Source organism: Streptomyces sp. NPDC005898 (assembly GCF_040629635.1).
In the GTDB taxonomy this organism is placed as follows: Bacteria; Actinomycetota; Actinomycetes; order Streptomycetales; family Streptomycetaceae; genus Streptomyces.
In genome coordinates, this window is sequence record NZ_JBEXWC010000021.1 from 72,064 (window position 1) to 90,414 (window position 18,351).

Below are 18,351 nucleotides of genomic sequence, written 5' to 3' on the forward strand. Positions count from 1 at the left end.
GCGGCCTCTCGGATCCCGGACGGCCCCTCAGATCTCGATGCACGTGCGCAGGGCGGTCCCGGTGCGCATCTGCTCCAGGGCCTCGTTGATCTCGCCGAGCCGCACGCGGTGGGTGATCATGCGCTCCAGGTCGATGCGGCCCGCCCGCCACAGCGCGATGGCCCGCTCGTACGAGCGCAGGACGTCGCCCCCGCCGTACAGGGAGGGCAGGATCCGCTTCTCGTCGAAGAACAGCTCGAACATGTTGAGCCGCAGGTGGTCGTCCATGGCCCCGGCGCCGACGACGCACAGCGTGCCGCCGCGCCGCGTCGCCTCGTACGCCGTGCGGGCCGTGGCGGACCTGCCGACGACCTCGAAGACGTAGTCGAAGCCCTCGCCGCCGGTGATCCGCTGCTTGGCGTCCGTCAGCTCCTCGGGGGCGACGGCCTCCGTCGCGCCGAACCCGAGGGCGGCCTCGCGGCGCGCGGCGACCGGGTCGACCGCGACGATCTGGGCCGCGCCCTTGAGCCGGGCGCCCTGGATCGCGGAGACGCCGACGCCGCCGCAGCCGATGACGGCGACGGAGGAACCGGCGGCCACGTCGGCGGTGTTGATGGCCGCGCCGAGCCCCGTGGTCACCCCGCAGCCGATGAGGGCCGCGACGTCGAAGGGCACGTCGTCGGGGATCGGCACGGCGCACCCGGCGTCCACCACGACCTCCTCGGTGAACGTGCCGGTGCCCGCGAAGCCGAAGACGTCTCCCCCGGGGCGCCTGAAGTTGGGGGTGCCCGCGTTCAGGAAACCGGCGAGGCACAGATGGGTCTCGCCGCGCCTGCAGGCGGGGCAGGTGCCGCACGCGGGCAGCCAGCAGATCAGGGCCCGGTCGCCCGGCGCGAGGCCCCGCACGCCGTCGCCCACCTCGATGATCTCGCCGGCGCCCTCGTGGCCGGGGACGAAGGGCGCGGGCTGCGGCAGCACGCCGCTCATCGCGGAGACATCCGAGTGGCACAGGCCGGTGGCCCGGACCCGGATGCGCACCTTGCCGGGGCCAAAGCCCAGCGCCTCGACGTCGTCGAGGACCTCCAGCTTGTCCTGGCCTGTCTCGTGCAGTACGGCTGCGCGCATGGCGCGGCCTCCTCTCGTACGAAGAAGACTCGGTGAAGCCGGTACAGCCGTTGATGCCGGTGGCGTGCCGGGTGGGGTCAGGTGTACTCGACGACGGTGTCGGCGAGGACCGGCGCGTCGTCCCGCTCGACCGCCGTGACCGCCGCCGCCACGCGGCCCTCGCCCCGCCACATGCGGATCCGCAGGGTCTCGCCGGGGAAGACGATCCCGGTGAAGCGCGTGCCGTACCCGCGCACCCGGGACACGTCGCCGCCGAGCAGGGTGTCGACGACGGCCTTGAGCGTCATGCCGTAGGTGCACAGGCCGTGCAGGATCGGCCTGTCGAATCCGGCGAGCCGCGCGAACTCGGGGTCGGCGTGCAGGGGGTTCCAGTCGCCGGAGAGGCGGTAGAGCAGCGCCTGGTCTTCGCGGACGGGCCGCTCCACCTCCAGGTCGGGCTCGCCCTCGGGGGCGGGCGGCCGGTCGGCGGGGCCGCGGTCGCCGCCGAAGCCGCCTTCGCCGCGTACGTAGATCTGCGCGTCGCTCGTCCACAGCGGGCCCTCGGTGTCGGCGACCTCGGTGCGCAGGACGAGGACGGCGGCCTTGCCCTTGTCGTACACCGCGGCGACCCGGGACGTGGAGAGCGCCTCGCCCCGGACGGGCAGGGGGCGGTGCAGGGTGAGGGCCTGGCCGCCGTGCAGCACCGCGGCCAGGTCCACCTCGACGCCGGGCGCAAAGAGCCCGCCGACCACGCCCATGCCGGCGCCGGCGACGGTGGCGAAGCTGGGCAGGACGTGCAGCCGGGACTCCAGGGTGTAGCGCAGTTCGGCGGGGTCGGTGGCGGGCAGGCCCGCGCCGAGACCCAGGTGGTAGAGCTGGACGTCCTTGTGGTCCCAGGCGATCTCGGTCGTCCGGGGTTCGGCGGCCACGGCCTTCGCGGCGTCAATGGGCATGGGGTGGCGACTCCTTGGGCTCCTGGGGCGACGGCGGAAGACCTCGGTGCGACCGTCCGCACCGTCGACCGCACCGCGGCCGCAACCGGGCCGTTCTAGAACGCGTTCCAGTCCGGCATCCCATGTATAGCCGAGGCGCGGGGAGTTGGGAAGGCCACTGACAGGACGTCAGGTGAGGCGGGCACGGTGACTTTTGTCCCGGCCGGGCCGGCACAGGCGTACCGGCCGGCTCGGGACAACCGCATCTGCCGCCGCCGCGCCCGGCTCCGTACCGTCGTCACCATGAGAACGACATCCCAGGACACGCCCGCCCGGCCCGATCGCACCCGGCGGTTCCCCGGCCGGGGGGCCGGCGCGGGGAACCGGCTCGCCCGGGTCCGCGCCCATGCCCGCGCCCGAAAGGGGTGCGGCCGCACGGGGCCCGAGGAGCTGGGGCCGCCCAACGGCTTCGCGATGCTGCCCTGGCTCCTGATGGGCATGGGCTCCTTCTCCAACCTCCTCCAGGGCAGGCCCCCGAACCCCTGGATCGGCGGCCTCGGCCTGCTCGCCTTCAACTCCCTGTACATCACCGTCGTCTTCCGGGCCTTCGTCAAGGAGGCGCGGCAGGCCAGGCGGACGCGGTGGCTGCTGGCCGGGCTCGCCGCGATCACCCTGGGCCTCGCCCTCGGTTACGGCGGGAGCTGGCTGATGTTCTTCCCCCTGCTGGGCCTGGCCACCGGCTCGGTGCTGCGGGGCCGGCAGCTCGCCCCGGCGGCCTTCGGGCTGAGCGTCGCCGCGGCGGTCGTCGGCGGGGTGCGTGAGGGCTGGGAGGCGACCGGCATCGCGTACGGCACGTTCCTGTCCGTCATGGTGACGGCGGCGATCCTCGCCCTGTCGGAGACCGTCAAGGACCTGCGCGCCGCCCGCGAGGAGCTGGCCCGCGCCGCCGTCGAGAAGGAACGCCTGCGCTTCTCCCGCGACCTGCACGACCTGCTCGGGCACACGCTCTCGGTGATCGTCGTCAAGGCGGAGGCCACCCGGCGCCTGGCCCCCCGCGACCTGGGCGCGGCGCTCGGCCAGGTCACCGACATCGAGGCCGTCGGGCGGCAGGCGCTCACCGAGATCCGCGAGGCCGTCACCGGCTACCGCGAGGGCAGCCTGGCCACCGAACTCGACCGTGCCCGCGACCTCCTGGAGGCCGCCGGTGTCGAGGCGGCCGTCCGCCGGTCGGGGCCGCCGCTCGCCCCGCCGACGGCGGCGCTGCTCGGCTGGGTGGTGCGCGAGTGCGCCACCAACGTCGTACGGCACGCCGGGGCCTCCCGCTGCGAGATCGAGGTCTCCGGCGGCGCCGGGCAGGCCCGTCTGGTGATCGCCGACGACGGGCGCGGCGAGGGGGCGGGGCCGCCCGGCAGCGGGCTGCAGGGCCTGGCCGAACGGCTCGCGGCGGCGGGCGGCTCCCTCACCTCGGGCCCGGTGGCCGGATCAGGCTTCCGGGTGACGGCCGTGCTGCCGGTCACCGAGCCGGATCCGGCCACCGGAACCGTCCGTCAGAAGCAGATCGTGGCGGACGGGGTGGCGTAGAGGTCCCGGTAGCAGGGCGGCAGGTCGCGCTCGCCCAGGGAGTTGACGGCGCTGACGACGTACTTGGGCCGGTCCTGCCTCTCCTGCGGGTAGCCGGCGTCGGCGACCGCGGTGGCCGCGCCGCCGAGCAGGGAGGTGGCGGCCAGTGCCAGGGCGGCGAGTGCGGTCCGTGCACGCATGATTCCTCCAGTGGGAAGCAAGGGAAAGGTCACCCAGCACCCTGGCCGTCGGCGCGGCCCGCGGGCCTCGGGCACACGGGGGGTCACCCGATCGCCCCGCGCGTCTCACCCGAGTGACCCCGGCGCGGCCCCTCTCCCGTCGCCCGCCCGCCCCGCCGCCCGTCCTATTCTCTTCCCGTGACAGAGATGCCCCGGGACCACCGCCCGGCGAAATCCGTGAGAGTCCTGCTCGCCGAGGACCAGGGCATGATGCGCGGCGCGCTCGCGCTGCTGCTGGGCATGGAGGAGGACATCGAGGTCGTCGCCCAGGTCGGCGCGGGCGACCTCATCGTGGACGCGGCCCTGACCGCCCGCCCCGACGTGGCGCTGCTGGACATCGAGCTGCCGGGCCGCAGCGGGCTGGACGCCGCCGCCGACCTGCGCGAGGAGTGCCCCGACTGCCGGGTCCTGATCCTCACCACGTTCGGCAGGCCCGGGTATCTGCGCCGCGCCATGGAGGCGGGCGCCGTCGGCTTCCTCGTCAAGGACGGGCCCGTCGAGGAGCTGGCCGAGGCGATCCGCCGGGCGCTGCGGGGCGAGACCGTCGTCGACCCGGGGCTCGCCGCGGCCGCGCTGAGCGCCGGTCCCAGCCCGCTGACCGGCCGGGAGAGCGACGTGCTCAAGGCGTCGGTGGACGGCGCCACGGTCGCCGACATCGCGGGTGAGCTGTGCCTGTCGGAGTCGACCGTGCGGAACTACCTCTCCGCGGCCATCGGCAAGACGGGCACCCGCAACCGCATGGAGGCGGTACGGGAGGCCCGGCAGCGCGGCTGGCTCTAGCCGGGCGCGGGCGCTACTCGACGGCCCGGGCCGCCCGCTTCGTCCCCGGCATCCACAGCAGCAGGACCATCACGCCCGCCAGCAGGATGAACCCGCTCGTGCGGAACGCCATGGCGTAGCCGTCCGTCAGGGCCTGGCGCGAGGTCGAGCCGTCCATCCGGGCGGCGGCCACCGTGGAGAGCACCGCGAGGCCGAGCGCGCCGCCCATCGTGCGGGAGGTGTTGACCAGGCCCGAGACGAGTCCGGCGTCACCGGGCGCCGCCCCCGAGGTGGCCAGCGAGGCGAGCGGGGTCGTGGCCAGGCCCGCGCCGAACATCATCACGATGCCGGGCAGCATGATCGAGGTGACGTACGACCCGTCGACGGTCATCGTCGACTGCCAGCCGAAGCCGGCGGCGGCCACCACGATGCCGAGCACGGAGACGTTCTTCGCGCCGAGCACCGGCATCACGCGGGGCGCCAGCATCGAGCCGAGGACGATGGTCAGGGAGGACGGGATGAGGGCGAGGCCGGCCTTCAGCGGGGAGTAGCCGAGGACGTTCTGGGCGTACAGCGTCATGAACATCCACATGGCGAACATTCCGGCGCCGCACACGAACATCGCGGCGTTCGCCGCCGACACCGAGCGCACCCGGAACAGCTTCAGCGGCATCAGCGGCACCTTGGTGCGCGCCTCCACCACGAGGAAGGCGCCGAGCAGCGCGAGCCCGGCCGCGAGCGGCACCAGCGTCGCGGCCGCCGTCCAGCCCTTCTCCTCGGTCTGCACGATGCCGTACGCGAGGGTGGCGAGCCCGGCGGTGACGAGCACCGCGCCCGGCACGTCGAGGCGGCGGGCCTGTCCCGCCCTGCTCTCGGTGAGCCAGGCCAGGCCCGCGACGATCACCAGTGCGCCGATCGGTACGTTGATCAGGAGCACCCAGCGCCAGGAGAGCAGGCCGGTCAGGACCCCGCCGACCAGGCCGCCGGCCGCGCCGCCGCCCGCGCCGACCGCGGACCAGACGCCGATCGCCCGTATCCGGGCCGGGCCCTCGGGCACCGCGGAGGTCAGGATCGTCAGCGTCGAGGGCGCGAGGACCGCGGCACCGAGTCCCTGCACGGCCCGCGCCACGAGGAGCTGCCAGTCGGCCTGCGCGAGCCCGCCGCCGAGCGAGGCGGCGGTGAACAGGCCGAGGCCGAGCAGGAACATCCGCTTGCGCCCGAAGAGGTCGCCGGCCCGTCCGCCGAGCAGCATGAAGCCCGCGAAGGCGATGGAGTAGGCGTTGACGACCCACTGGAGTCCGATGGCGCTCATGCCGAGGTCGGCCCGCATCGAGGGCAGCGCGGTGTTGACCACCGACACGTCGAGGACGACCAGGAACTGGCCGGCGCAGGCGGTGAGCAGGACCGCCCACACCGGCACCGGCCTCTTGGGCGGGGCGGTGGCGGGTGCGGTGGTGTAAGCGGCGGAAGGCGTCGGGACCATGTCACCCATCCTCTCAAGCCCCGGAAGCGGACCGCATCGGAAATTGGCTGCACGCGTCCGGGCCGAAGGGCCTAGGTCCGAGGGGTCCGAGGCCCCTGGGGCGGCCCGTCTGACGATTCCCGACTACCGCCGCAGCAGCGTCACCACCGCCGCGCCGCCGAGGCCGATGTTGTGCGCGAGGCCCACCCGGGCGCCGGTGACCTGCCGGGCCCCGGCCTCGCCGCGCAGTTGCCAGGTCAGCTCCGCGATCTGCGCGATGCCCGTCGCGCCGAGCGGGTGCCCCTTGGAGATCAGGCCGCCGGAGGGGTTCACGACCCAGCGTCCGCCGTAGGTCGTCGCCCCGCTCTCCACCAGCTCGCCCGACTCGCCGGGGGCGCACATGCCGAGCGCCTCGTACGTCAGGAGTTCGTTGACGGAGAAGCAGTCGTGCAGCTCGACGACGTCCACGTCCTCGATGCCGAACCCCGCCCGCTCGTGGGCCCGCCGCGCCGCCTCCCGCGACATCGGCTGCCCGACCACGTCGACGCAGGAGCCGGAGGCGAAGGACTCCGCGGTGTCGGTGGTCATCGCCTGGGCCGTGATCTCCACGGCCCGCTCCGCCAGGCCGCGGCGCTCCACGAACCGTTCGGAGGCGACGACCGCGGCGGCCGCGCCGTCCGAGGTCGGGGAGCACTGGAGCCGGGTGAGCGGCCGGTGGACGGTCTTGGCCGCGAGGACCTCGTCCACGCTGTACACGTCCTGGAACTGGGCGTACGGGTTGTTCGCCGAGTGCCGGTGGTTCTTGGCGCCGACCGCGGCCAGCTGCGCCTCGGTCGTGCCGTACCTCTCCATGTGCTCGCGGGCCGCGTCGCCGAAGATCTGCGCGGTGGGCGGGGTCGGGTCGAAGCCGTGCCGGGCGGCCATGATCCCGTAGTGGCGGGCGACCGGGGACGTCTTGAAGTCGCCCTCGCCGCCGCCCCCGAGCGGGCCGCGCGCCATCTTCTCGAAGCCGAGCGCCAGTACGCAGTCCTCCAGACCGCCCTCGACGAACTGCCGGGCCATCATCAGCGCGGTGGACCCGGTGGCGCAGTTGTTGTTCACGTTGTAGACGGGGATGCCGGTCAGACCCAGTTCGTAGACGGCGCGCTGCGCGGCGGTCGAGGGCTGGAAGCAGTGGCCGACGCAGGCCTGCCCGATGGCGTCGTAGGCGAGGCCGGCGTCCCCGAGGGCCTTGGTGCCGGCTTCCTTCGCCATGTCCCAGTACTGCCATTCGCGCGCCCCGGGCTTCTCGAACCGGGTCATTCCGACGCCGACGACATAGCTCTTCACGAAGCGCTCTCCTTCGGTCACGGGAGCGCGACAGAGTAGAACACGTTCCATTGTGACGGAAGGTCAGAGGCTCCGCCGATCCGGAGCGTCCGGGGATCCGCGGCCTCCCGGAGCAAGCGGACGAGGGGCCGGTCAACAGAAGGTCAAGAGTTCCCCTCGTACGACATTCATCGGAATAGTCGCCCGGGGAAACAAGTTCGAGCTACACGTATCTCCTGCCCGACCGACCCCCGCCGGGTCCGACTTCCGCCTCGGAGGCCCCACGCAATGTCGATGACGACGACCCACCCACGCGGCACACGCGGAGTCGTCCCCGTACTCGCCTTCTCCGGCATCGTCGTCGCGGTGATGCAGACCCTGCTCGTGCCGGTGATCAAGGACCTGCCGGCCCTGCTGGACACCGCCCCCTCGAACGCCACCTGGGTCATGACGGCCACGCTCCTCGCGGGCGCCGTCGCCACCCCGATCATGGGGCGCCTCGGCGACCTCTTCGGCAAGCGCAGGATGCTGCTCGCCAGCCTCGCCGTGATGGTCGTCGGCTCGCTGGTCTGCGGTGTCACCGACGATCTGCTCGTGATGATCGTCGGCCGCGCGCTCCAGGGCTTCGCCATGGGCGCCATCCCGCTCGGCATCGGCCTGATGCGCGACCAGCTGCCCCGCGAGAAGCTCGGCTCCGCGATGGCCCTGATGAGCTCCTCCATCGGCGTCGGCGGCGGCCTCGCGCTGCCGCTCGCCGCGCTCACCGCGCAGCACGCCGACTGGCACGCCCTGTTCTTCGGCGCCGCCGGCCTCGGCGTCCTCGCGATGCTGCTGACCGTCGTCTTCGTGCCGGAGAGCCCGATGCGGGCCGAGGGCACCTTCGACGTGCTGGGCGCGATCGGCCTCTCGGCGGGGCTCGTGCTCTTCCTGCTGCCCATCACCAAGGGCAGCGACTGGGGCTGGACCTCGGGCACCACGCTCGGCCTGTTCGCCGCCGCGGCCGTCGTCCTGCTCCTGTGGGGCGTGATGGAGCTGCGCGTCACGGCGCCGCTGGTGGACCTGCGCACCACCGCCCGCCGCTCGGTGCTCTTCACCAACCTCGCCTCGATCATGGTCGGCGTCGCCTTCTACGCCGTCTCGCTCGTCCTGCCGCAGCTGCTCCAGCTGCCCGCCGCCACCGGTTACGGCCTCGGGCAGTCGATGGTCGTCGCGGGTCTGTGCGTGATGCCGCTCGGCCTGACGATGATGTTCACCGCGCCGCTCTACGCCCGCCTCTCGGCGAGGTACGGCCCGAAGACGACCCTCATCCTCGGCATGCTGATCATCGCGGTCGGCTACGGCGCGGGCCTCGGCCTGATGAGCGCCGCCTGGCAGACGATCGTCATCGCGGTGGTCCTCGGCGCGGGCATCGGCCTCGCCTACTCCTCGCTGCCCGCGCTCATCATCGGCTCCGTCGACCCGTCCGAGACGGGCGCGGCCAACGGCCTCAACACCCTGATGCGCTCGATCGGCACCTCGGTGTCCTCCGCCGTGATCGGCATGGTCCTCGCCAACACCGCGGACCACGTCGGCGGCGTCGCCGTGCCCACCATGCACGGCTTCCGCGTCTCCTTCCTGATCGCGACGGGCGCGGTCGTCATCGGCCTGCTCTTCGCCCTGCTGCTGCCCTCCGCGCGCCGCCCCACCACCACGCAGCTGCGCGCCAGCAGCGAGGAGGACGCCAACCTGGAGCGCGCGACCGAGGCCCTCACGGGCTTCCGGGGCCGGGTGCACAGCGCGGACGGCACCCCGCTGGCCCGCGCGAAGGTGACGCTGATCGACCGCCGCGGCAAGCAGGCGGGCGCCGCCCTCACCGACGCCGAGGGCAACTACGCCCTGGCCGTCCCCGCCGACGGCTCCTACGTCCTCGCGGCCACCGCCGCCGGCCACGCGCCGCGCGCCTCGGCGGCCGCCCACGACGGGGGCGAGCAGCCGGTGCGGGTCGACCTGGCCCTGTCCGGCTCCGCCGATTCCGACGCACTGCCCGCCTGACCCGATAGGCGTACGCACGCACCCCCGTCACCCGGATGGCGGGGGCGCCGTGCATCATGGGCGGCCAGACCCGCGTACGACCTGGAGGAACCCCATGGCCGCCGAGCCCGAGCCCACGCCGGAGATCCTCGCCGCGTTCGAGGCCGCCAAGGGCTTCATGCCGCGCGGCGAGGGGCTCGCCCTGTACGCGGCCGCCGTCCGGGCCGGCGCGCTCGGGCTCCCGCTCCTGGAGGTCGGCACGTACTGCGGGCGCTCCACGATCCTGCTCGCCGACGCGGCCCGGCGGGCCGGGGTGAGCGCGGTCACCGTGGACCATCACCGCGGCAGCGAGGAGCAGCAGCCGGGCTGGGAGTACCACGACCCCCGAACGGTCGATCCCGAGGTCGGCCTGATGGACACGCTGCCCACCTTCCGGCGCACGCTGCACCGGGCGGGCCTGGAGGAGCACGTCATCGCCGTCGTCGGCCGCTCGCCGCAGGTGGCGCAGGTGTGGGGCGGGGCGCTCGGCCTGGTCTTCATCGACGGCGGCCACACCGACGAGCACGCCACCGCGGACTACGAGGGCTGGGCGCCGCACCTCGCCGAGGGCGGCCTGCTCGCCATCCACGACGTGTTCCCCGACCCCGTCGACATCATGACCGGCCAGGCCCCCTACCGGGTCTATCTGCGGGCTCTGGCGTCCGGCGCGTTCACGGAGGTCTCGGCCACGGACTCGCTGCGCGTGCTGCGGCGAACGGGAGCGGGGATGTGACCGCGCGACTAGGCTCGCCCTCGTGTCGTACGTAGGTCCGGAATTCGATCCGTCCCAGCCGCCCAGGCGCCGCCTCGGCCACCCGCTGACCGTGGCGGTGGCCGCGCTGGTGCCCACCTGCCTGGCCGGATGGCTGGTCTATCAGGCGACCGGCGGTGACGGCGGCGGTCCCGCGCGAGCACTGCCGGCGTCCCCGAGCGCCACCGCCTCCGCCGACCGCTCCCTGCCCCACGGCGGCGACTCCCCCGCCCCGTCGAAATCCGGCAAGGGGAAGGAAAAGGACAAGGACGGCAAGGGCGACGGCAACGATTCGACCACGAAGCCGTCCACGCACGCCCCGGCCCCCAACGGCCCCCTCAAGGGGAAGGTCGTCGTCGTCGACCCCGGCCACAACGAGGGCAACTTCCGGCACACCGCCGAGATCAACCGCCAGGTCGACATCGGCACCAACCGCAAGGAGTGCGACACCACGGGCACGTCCACGAACGACGGTTACACCGAGGCGAAGTTCACCCTGGACGTGGCCCGCCGCCTGCGGACCCTGCTCCAGGAGCAGGGCGCCACCGTCACGTTCACCCAGGACGGCGACCGCCCCTGGGGCCCCTGCGTCGACGAGCGCGCCCGGATCGGCAACGAGGCCCGCGCGGACGCGGTGATCTCCCTGCACGCCGACGGCTCGGGCGTGGGCAACCGCGGCTTCCACGTGATCCTGCCCGCGAAGGTGAAGGGCGGCGCGGCCGACACCTCCGCGATCGTCGCCCCCTCCAAGGAGTTGGGCGAGCGCGTCGCGGGGAAGTTCGTCGCCGCGACCGGCAGCGCCCCCTCCAACTACGTCGGCGGCGGCACCGGCCTCGACGTCCGCAGCGACCTCGGGGGCCTCAACCTGTCGACCGTGCCGAAGGTGTTCATCGAGTGCGGCAACATGCGGGACCCGCAGGACGCGGCGCTCCTGAAGAGCGGCGAGTGGCGGCAGAAGGCGGCGCAGGGCATTTCCGAGGGAATCGGCGGATTCCTGCGGCGGTAGCTCGGAGACGTCCGCGTATCAATACGCGCACGTCTTTATCCCGAGCAGACACCCCCTGTGTACGGACGATATTGTCCTCCCTACGATGAGGGGCCACCCCCGCGCTTCGCGCACCGCGGCACGAACGCGACTACGGCGACAGCGACGCCTCCACTGACGAGACGACTGACGAAGGACCTGAAGTGAATTTCCGCTCCCTCACTCGAGGCGACGGCGTGGTGATCGGAGCAGCGGTGTTGCTCTTCATTGCCTCGTTCCTCGACACCTTTGACGCCGACGGCGGCGACAGCGACAAGCTGCCCAACGCCTGGGACAACGGCAACCTGCTGCTGAGCGTGTACCTGCTCGGCATCATCGGTGCGGTGCTCATCGTCCTGGGCCGCGCGCTGCCGCAGCAGCGCAAGGTCGCGGGCCTGGACCTCGGCCAGCTCGGTGTGGCCTTCGCCATCGCGGCCGCCTGGAGCTCCCTCGGCGCGATCTTCGACACCGACCAGTCCTACAACTTCTTCTTCGACAGCGGCATCGGTCGAGGCGACTCCCCCGACGCCGGTGTCGGCCTCATCCTCGGCCTGATCGCCGCTCTCGTCCTCGCCGCCGGCGCGGTCGCGACGCTGGTCGTCCCGGCCCTGAAGGCCCCCCTCATGGGTGCCCCGCGACCGGCCGCCCCCGGCCCCTACGGCGGTCAGCCGCAGGGTGGCTACGGCTACCCGGGCGCGGGCCAGCCGCAGGCGGCCGCCCCCTACGGGCAGCCCGGCCAGCCGCAGGGCCAGTCCTTCGGCGGTCAGCCGCAGCCGCAGGCCGGGCAGACCCCGCCGCCCGCGCAGGCGCAGGCCTCCGGCGACTTCTCGCCGTTCTGGTTCGCCGTGCCGGTGCCGCGTCCGCTGTACGCGGAGGACGGCTCGTCCACGCCGATCGCCGAACTGGCGCCCGGCACCTGGTACTTGGCCGTGGAGCAGCGCGGCCCCGGTCTGGTGGCCCAGACTCAGGACGGCCGTCGCGGTGTCCTGCAGGACACCACGGGGATCCAGCGCGGCTGACCCCCTCGGCGCCTCGCGGCCCCTCGCCCTTCCGGGCGGGGGGCCGTTGTCGTACAGTCGCCCCTTCACAGCAGCCTGACGCTTCGTCAGGTGTCAACGGTGACCGGGAGGGCGTATGCGGCTCGGGCTCGCACTCGGCTACTGGGGGCGCGGCCCCGACCCTCGCCATGTCGCCCTCGCCCAGGAGGCCGAGCGGCTCGGCTACGACTCGGTGTGGACGGCCGAGGCCTGGGGCTCGGACGCCTTCACGCCGCTGACCTGGATCGCGGCCCGGACCTCGCGGATCCGGCTGGGCACGGCCGTCGCGCAGATGGCGGCGCGCTCCCCCGTCACCACGGCCATGCACGCCCTCACGCTCGACCATCTGTCCGGGGGCCGGATGCTGCTGGGGCTCGGTCTTTCCGGGCCGCAGGTGGTGGAGGGCTGGTACGGGCGGCCGTTCCCGAAGTCGCCGCTGACCGCGACGCGCGAGTACGTCGAGGTGGTCCGCCAAGTGCTGCGCCGCGAGGGACCGGTGGAGCTGGCCGGGCGGTTCCACGCCCACCCCTACCGGAGCGCGGACGGCACCGGCCTCGGCAAGGCGCTCAAGCCGATCACCCATCCGCTGCGGGCCGACCTGCCCGTGCTGCTCGGCGCCGAGGGGCCCAAGAACATCGCGCAGACGACGCGGATCGCGGACGGCTGGCTGCCGCTGTACTGGTCGCCGACGCGCCCCGAGGTGTACGAGGCCTCGCTGAGCGGGCTGCGGGAGGGCTTCACGATCGCCCCGATGGCGCGGGCCGAGGTGTGCGACGACGTCGCCGAGGGCCTGCTTCCCGTCAAGGCCATGCTGGGCTTCTACATCGGCGGCATGGGGCACGCGGCCCGCAACTTCCACGCCGACCTGATGGCGCGGATGGGGTACGCCCAGGAGGCCCGGCGCGTCCAGGAGCTGTTCTCGGCGGGGCGCAGGCAGGAGGCCGTGCTGGCCGTACCGGACGCCTTCGCGGACGAGATCTCCCTGGTCGGCCCCCGCGAACGGATCGCGGAACGCCTTCGGCTGTGGCGCGCGGGCCCGGTCACCGACCTGCTGCTCCTCGCCCCGGACCCGCACACCCTGCGCGTACTGGCCGACCTCAACTCCTAGCAGTCGGCTAGCCCTTGCTCAGCTCGCCCGCCGAGGGCACCTTGTCCTTGACCTCCGCGCCCGCGCCCTTGCCCGCGTCCTTCACGGAGTTGATGACGCCGTCGAAGGAGTTGACGATCGAGTCCGTGGACTCGCCCTTGCGGAGTTTGGACGGCAGGTCCTTCAGCGCGTCGATGCCGGCGGTGAGCGGTGCCACGGCCTTGGCGAGGGCCGGGTCACCCTGCGCGTTCTTGGTCGCCGCCTTCAGCCTGTTGTACGTGAACGCGCCCGCGAGGCCCGCCTTGACCAGGGCGATCCGCCGGCCGTCGGCGCCCTTCTTGAACTTGCCCGCGCGAAACGGTTTCACGATCCACTGGTAGGTCGCCCCCGCCGCGAGGCCCGCGTTGGCGACGAACCGCGTTTTGGCGAACTTCTGCTTCTCGGCGCTGCTGCTGACCGAGGGGGCGGCGGCCTCGGCGTCCTTGTCGTCGCCGCCGCAGGCCGTCGCGCCGACGAGCAGGGTGCAGCACAGGGTGAGGGAGACTCCGGCACGGCGGACGGATACGGGGCTGGGCACGGCAGCGGCCTCCAGGGGTGAGCGGTCCTCACCGCAGCCTCACCCCCGGCGCTGCGTGCCGCCAGCGGGGCGGACCCGAACGGGTTCGAACAGGGCCCGTCCGGGTACGCGGAGCCCATGTCTCCCACGCGGCACTCCCACGGCAGCACAGCGGCACGGGTCATCGCGCTCGTCGCCGACGTCATGGCCGGCATCCTCGGCCTGTGGATCCTGATGTACCTGCTGGACGCGAACCGCGCCAACGACCTCGTCCAGGTCGTCCACGACGTGGCCCGCTGGCTCGCCGGCTGGTCGCACGATCTGTTCACCTTCGACGAGACCTGGGCCAGGGTCGTCGCGGGCTACGGCCTCGCGGCGGTGGTCTACCTGCTGGTCGGCCACGCCGTCGCGGGCCGCCTGCGCCGGTACTGAGCCCGGACCCGCGCGGGCGTCAGCCGCAGCACCCCGGGTCGAGTCCCCGCGGCAGGCGCTCGCCGGAGAAGACCGCGCACGTCGCCTCGTCGCCGCCGAGCGCCGCCACGGCCAGCAGCAGGGAGCCCGCCGTCCAGGTGGTCAGCTCCTCGGGCCAGACGGCCTTGTCGTCGAAGACGTAGCCCGTCCAGTACAGGCCGCTCGCGTCGTCGCGCAGGTGCTGGATGGACTGGAGGATCTCCAGGGCGCGGTCGGATTCGCCCACCACCCACAGGGCGAGGGCGAGTTCGGCGCTCTCGCCGCCGGTGACCCACGGGTTCGGGTCGACGCAGCGCACGCCGAGGCCGGGCACCACGAAGCGGTCCCAGCCCCGCTCGATGCGGGCCTTGGCCTCCTCGCCGGTCAGGGCGCCGCCGAGGACCGGGTAGTACCAGTCCATGGAGTAGCGGTCCTTGTCGAGGAAGCGCTCGGGGTGGCGTCGTACGGCGTGGGCGAGGGCCCCGGCGGCCAGCTCCCAGTCGGGCTGCGGCTCTCCGCGCTGGTCGGCGACGGCGAGGGCGCAGCGCAGGGCCTGGTGGATCGAGGAGGAGCCGGTGAGCAGCGCGTCGGTGACGGGCGTGCCGTCGGGCTCCCGCTTCCAGCCGATCTGCCCGCCGGGCTGCTGGAGGGCCAGGACGAACTCGACGGCGGCGACCACGGAGGGCCACATGCGGTCCAGGAACGCCTCATCGCCGGTGGCGAGGTAGTGGTGCCAGACGCCGACCGCGATGTAGGCGCAGAAGTTGGTCTCGCGGCTGCGGTCGGTGACGTCGTGCGGGTCCCCGTCGACGTAGGCCGCGTACCAGGAGCCGTCGGGGTTCTGGTGGCGGGCCAGCCAGTCGTAGGCCCGCTCGGCGGCCGCGTGCTCGCCCGCCGCGTCCAGGGCCATGGCGGCCTCGGTGTGGTCCCAGGGGTCGAGGTGGTGCCCGCGGAACCACGGGATGGCGCCGTCCGCGCGCTGGCCGGCGAGGATGCCGCGGACCGTCGCCGCCGCCTGATCGGCCGTCAGGACGCCGGGCAGGACGAGGTGTTCGGTGCGCTCGGGGCTCGTCACTTGGCGGCCACCGCGGCGTCGGCCGCCGCGCGCGGCAGGTGCGGTTTGGTGGCGTAGGCCACGAAGCTCTTGCCGACGACCGGGTTGAGCAGCTGCTCGGCGACGCGCGTGGCGAGGGGCTTCTTCATGATGTCCCACACGAGCAGCTTGTGGTACGCCCGCACGGGCAGCGCCTTGTCGTTGTCGACGCCGAACGCGCACTTGAGCCACCAGTACGGGGCGTGCAGCGCGTGGGCGTGGTGGGTGCCGTACGGCTTGAGGCCCGCCTCGCGCATCCTGGCGAGGAGTTCGTCGGCCTTGTAGATGCGGATGTGGCCGCCCTCGACCTCGTGGTAGGCGTCGGACAGCGCCCAGCAGACCTTCTCGGGGCCGTAGCGCGGGACCGTCACGGCGATGCGGCCGCCCGGCTTGAGGACGCGCACCATCTCGGCGAGGACGCCCTTGTCGTCGGGGATGTGCTCCATGACCTCGGAGATGATCACGACGTCGAACGACGCGTCGGGGAAGGGGAGGTTGAGGGCGTCGCCCTCCATGGCGGTGGCCGTGGCGCCCGCCGGGGCCTCGCCCGCCTCCTTCATCGCGGCGAACCACTTGGCGACCTCGCGGATCTCCTCGGCGTTCTGGTCGAGGGCCACCACCCGAGCGCCGCGCCGGTAGCACTCGAAGGCGTGCCGGCCCGCGCCGCAGCCCAGGTCCAGGACGCGGTCGCCCGCGGCGAGCGGGAAGCGGGTGAAGTCGACGGTCAGCATCAGCGATGGCTCCCGGAGTGCGTCGGGGTGGCCGCGGCGCGGCCGGGGTTCGTGGCGGCGGAGCGGCTCATGGCCTCGCGGTAGCGTTCGGCGGTGCCCTTGGCGGCCTGCGCCCAGGTGAACTTCCGCAGGACCCGCTCGCGGCCCGCGCGGCCGAGGCGGGTGCGCAGTTCGGGGTCGCCGAGCAGCCGCTTGAGGCCGAGCGCGAGCGCTCCCGCGTCGCCGGGCGGCACGGCGAGGCACGTCTCGCCGTCGGGGCCCGCGACCTCGGGGATCGCGCCGCCGGTGGTCGCGAGGAGCGGCGTGCCGGTGGCCATCGCCTCCGCCGCGGGCAGGGAGAACCCCTCGTACAGCGAGGGGACGCAGGCGACCTGCGCCGAGCGGACGAGGTCGACCAGTTCGGCGTCGGTGATGCCCTTGACGAACTCGATGCTCCCCGCGAGGCCGTGGCGTTCGATGGCGCGGGCGACGGGCCCGTCCTCGGCGCGCTTGCCGACGACGACGAGGTGGGCGCCGGGGTGCTCGCCGCGCACCTCGGCGAGCGCCTCCACGAGGTGGACCAGGCCCTTGAGCGGGACGTCGGCGCTGGAGGTCGTGACGATCCTGCCGGGCACCTCGGGCACGGCCGGGTCCGGGGAGAAGAGGCCGGTGTCGGCGCCGATGTGGACGACGTCGATGCGGTCCTCGCGGACCCCGAGGTGGTCGACGATCTCCTGGCGGGAGGTGCCGGAGACGGTGAGGACCGACGGGAGGCGGCGCGCGACGCGCTTCTGCATGCGCGTGAAGGCGTACCAGCGGCGCACGGAGAGCCGGCGCCTGAGGTCGGGGGCGGCGTCCAGCTCCAGTCGCCGGTCGACGGTGATGGGGTGGTGGATGGTGGTGACCAGGGGCGCGCCGAGGTCGCCGAGGAGGCCGTAGCCGAGGGTCTGGTTGTCGTGCACGACGTCGAACTCGCCGCGCCGGGCGCGCAGATGGCGCCGGGCCCGCAGGCTGAAGGTGACGGGCTCCGGGAAGCCGCCGGTCCACATGGTCGCCACTTCGAGGGCGTCGATCCAGTCGCGGTACTCGTCGCGGCCCGGGGTGCGGAAGGGGTCCGGCGAGCGGTACAGGTCGAGGCTCGGCAGCTCGGTGAGCCGGAGGCGTTCGAGGCCCTGGCCCTCGTCGAGGACGGGGTAGGGCTGCGCGCCGATGACCTCGACGCTGTGGCCGAGCCGTGCCAGCTCGCGCGAGAGATGACGTACGTACACGCCCTGGCCCCCGCAGAACGGGTTCCCCTTGTAGGTGAGGAGGGCGATGCGCAGCGGGCGGTCGCCGTCGGCGTCGGTGCCCTTGCGGGGGCCCGCTTCCATGGCCTCAGCGGTCACTCTCGGCCCCCTTCTCCGTGCAGTTGTCCGCGAGGTTACGCCGGGACGCTAATCTAGAACAAGTTTCAGACTCGATCCCCGGGTGATCTCTGGCGGATCGCCGGGTGATCGGTGGATGATCGCTGAACGAGCTTTGAATCTACCGGCAGGTAGGCGAGGTGTACGGCCCGGATCAGGTGATTCGCGCCACGACGGGCTCCCTGCCATGCTGTGCGATCTCGCGAGGCGTTTCGGAGGGGCCCACATGACAGCGGAAGCCAAGGCGGCGAGCCCTGCGACGCCGCCCCTCACCGAGCGTCAGGAGGCGCGCCGCCGCCGCATCCTGCACGCCAGCGCCCAACTGGCCAGCCGGGGCGGTTTCGACGCGGTGCAGATGCGCGAGGTGGCCGAGGCCGCGGGCGTGGCCCTCGGCACGCTCTACCGCTACTTCCCCTCCAAGGTGCATCTGCTGGTCGCCACCATGCAGGACCAGCTCCAGCACATGCACACGACGATCCGCAAACGCCCGCCGGCCGGGCGAACGCCCGCGGAGCGGGTCGCGGAGACGCTGATGCGGGCCTTCCGCGCCCTCCAGCGCGAGCCGCACCTGGCGGACGCGATGGTGCGGGCCCTGACCTTCGCCGACCGCTCGGTGAGCCCCGAGGTCGACACGGTCTCGCGGCTGACGACGGCGATCATCCTGGAGGCCATGGGCCTGACCGAGCCGCCGAGCGCCCGGCAGCTTTCGGCGGTGCGGGTCATCGAGCACACCTGGCACTCGGCGCTGATCACCTGGCTCTCGGGGCGGGCCTCGATCGCCCAGGTGAAGATCGACATCGAGACCGTCTGCCGCCTCATCGACCTCACGGCCGAACCCGGTACGTGAG

Annotated in this window: 18 protein-coding genes; 9 read left to right on the top strand and 9 right to left on the bottom strand. The window is 73.3% G+C overall.

Annotation, left to right across the window (positions count from 1 at the left end):
• Positions 1 to 27: 27 nt before the first annotated feature.
• Positions 28 to 1,104: a Zn-dependent alcohol dehydrogenase gene (locus ABZ385_RS25145; RefSeq protein WP_358913263.1), complete on the bottom strand. Its 1,077-nt coding sequence runs from the start codon at positions 1,102 to 1,104 to the stop codon at positions 28 to 30.
• Positions 1,105 to 1,181: 77 nt separating this feature from the next.
• On the bottom strand, positions 1,182 to 2,036 hold the full coding sequence (locus tag ABZ385_RS25150; protein ID WP_358913265.1) for a MaoC/PaaZ C-terminal domain-containing protein: 855 nt from the start codon (positions 2,034 to 2,036) through the stop codon (positions 1,182 to 1,184).
• Positions 2,037 to 2,318: 282 nt separating this feature from the next.
• On the opposite strand from ABZ385_RS25150, the gene ABZ385_RS25155 reads away from it, so the two are divergent.
• A complete protein-coding gene (locus tag ABZ385_RS25155) occupies positions 2,319 to 3,596 on the top strand; it encodes a histidine kinase (RefSeq protein ID WP_358913267.1) in 1,278 nt (425 codons plus the stop codon).
• Here the strand turns inward: ABZ385_RS25155 and ABZ385_RS25160 are convergent.
• Positions 3,563 to 3,775 carry a hypothetical protein gene (locus ABZ385_RS25160; RefSeq protein ID WP_358698045.1) on the bottom strand — a complete coding sequence of 71 codons (213 nt, stop codon included), beginning with the start codon at positions 3,773 to 3,775 and terminating at the stop codon, positions 3,563 to 3,565. The genes ABZ385_RS25155 and ABZ385_RS25160 overlap by 34 nt on opposite strands.
• 186 nt (positions 3,776 to 3,961) lie before the next feature.
• Between ABZ385_RS25160 and ABZ385_RS25165 the strand changes: the two genes are divergently transcribed.
• Positions 3,962 to 4,594, top strand: coding sequence for a response regulator transcription factor (locus tag ABZ385_RS25165; protein ID WP_358913311.1), 633 nt, complete (start codon positions 3,962 to 3,964; stop codon positions 4,592 to 4,594).
• A gap of 13 nt (positions 4,595 to 4,607) precedes the next feature.
• Here ABZ385_RS25165 and ABZ385_RS25170 read toward each other — a convergent pair whose 3' ends face one another.
• A complete protein-coding gene (locus tag ABZ385_RS25170) occupies positions 4,608 to 6,056 on the bottom strand; it encodes an MFS transporter (protein WP_358913269.1) in 1,449 nt (482 codons plus the stop codon).
• Between the two features lie 123 nt (positions 6,057 to 6,179).
• A complete protein-coding gene (locus tag ABZ385_RS25175) occupies positions 6,180 to 7,364 on the bottom strand; it encodes a lipid-transfer protein (RefSeq protein ID WP_358913270.1) in 1,185 nt (394 codons plus the stop codon).
• 267 nt (positions 7,365 to 7,631) lie between these two features.
• Between ABZ385_RS25175 and ABZ385_RS25180 the strand changes: the two genes are divergently transcribed.
• The 5 genes from ABZ385_RS25180 to ABZ385_RS25200 all read left to right on the top strand — a co-directional run bounded on the left by ABZ385_RS25180 (position 7,632) and on the right by ABZ385_RS25200 (position 13,312).
• On the top strand, positions 7,632 to 9,374 hold the full coding sequence (locus ABZ385_RS25180; protein ID WP_358579947.1) for an MFS transporter: 1,743 nt from the start codon (positions 7,632 to 7,634) through the stop codon (positions 9,372 to 9,374).
• Between the two features lie 94 nt (positions 9,375 to 9,468).
• A complete protein-coding gene (locus ABZ385_RS25185; RefSeq protein ID WP_358579950.1) occupies positions 9,469 to 10,125 on the top strand; it encodes a class I SAM-dependent methyltransferase in 657 nt (218 codons plus the stop codon).
• 22 nt (positions 10,126 to 10,147) lie between these two features.
• Positions 10,148 to 11,149, top strand: coding sequence for an N-acetylmuramoyl-L-alanine amidase (locus ABZ385_RS25190; protein WP_358579953.1), 1,002 nt, complete (start codon positions 10,148 to 10,150; stop codon positions 11,147 to 11,149).
• A gap of 182 nt (positions 11,150 to 11,331) precedes the next feature.
• On the top strand, positions 11,332 to 12,186 hold the full coding sequence (locus tag ABZ385_RS25195; RefSeq protein ID WP_358913272.1) for a hypothetical protein: 855 nt from the start codon (positions 11,332 to 11,334) through the stop codon (positions 12,184 to 12,186).
• Between the two features lie 115 nt (positions 12,187 to 12,301).
• A complete protein-coding gene (locus tag ABZ385_RS25200; RefSeq protein ID WP_358913273.1) occupies positions 12,302 to 13,312 on the top strand; it encodes an LLM class F420-dependent oxidoreductase in 1,011 nt (336 codons plus the stop codon).
• Between the two features lie 7 nt (positions 13,313 to 13,319).
• Here the strand turns inward: ABZ385_RS25200 and ABZ385_RS25205 are convergent, their stop codons facing one another.
• Entirely contained in the window at positions 13,320 to 13,868 is a 549-nt protein-coding gene (locus tag ABZ385_RS25205) for a hypothetical protein (protein WP_358700460.1), read from the bottom strand.
• 117 nt (positions 13,869 to 13,985) lie between these two features.
• Between ABZ385_RS25205 and ABZ385_RS25210 the strand changes: the two genes are divergently transcribed.
• On the top strand, positions 13,986 to 14,279 hold the full coding sequence (locus ABZ385_RS25210) for a hypothetical protein (RefSeq protein ID WP_358579962.1): 294 nt from the start codon (positions 13,986 to 13,988) through the stop codon (positions 14,277 to 14,279).
• 19 nt (positions 14,280 to 14,298) lie between these two features.
• On the opposite strand, the gene ABZ385_RS25215 is transcribed toward ABZ385_RS25210, so the two are convergent.
• The 3 genes from ABZ385_RS25215 to ABZ385_RS25225 are packed head-to-tail and all read right to left on the bottom strand — an operon-like array spanning position 14,299 to position 17,485.
• On the bottom strand, positions 14,299 to 15,372 hold the full coding sequence (locus tag ABZ385_RS25215) for a prenyltransferase/squalene oxidase repeat-containing protein (RefSeq protein ID WP_358913275.1): 1,074 nt from the start codon (positions 15,370 to 15,372) through the stop codon (positions 14,299 to 14,301).
• Complete coding sequence (locus ABZ385_RS25220) at positions 15,369 to 16,121, bottom strand: class I SAM-dependent methyltransferase (protein ID WP_358579967.1); 753 nt, start codon at positions 16,119 to 16,121, stop codon at positions 15,369 to 15,371. The genes ABZ385_RS25215 and ABZ385_RS25220 overlap by 4 nt, the downstream gene beginning before the upstream one ends.
• Positions 16,121 to 17,485, bottom strand: a complete 1,365-nt coding sequence (locus ABZ385_RS25225) for a glycosyltransferase family 4 protein (RefSeq protein WP_358579969.1) — start codon at positions 17,483 to 17,485, stop codon at positions 16,121 to 16,123. Before ABZ385_RS25225 ends, ABZ385_RS25220 begins: the two co-directional genes overlap by 1 nt.
• Positions 17,486 to 17,729: 244 nt before the next feature.
• Between ABZ385_RS25225 and ABZ385_RS25230 the strand changes: the two genes are divergently transcribed.
• A complete protein-coding gene (locus ABZ385_RS25230) occupies positions 17,730 to 18,350 on the top strand; it encodes a TetR family transcriptional regulator (protein ID WP_358579971.1) in 621 nt (206 codons plus the stop codon).
• The last annotated feature ends 1 nt before the right edge of the window (position 18,351 follow it).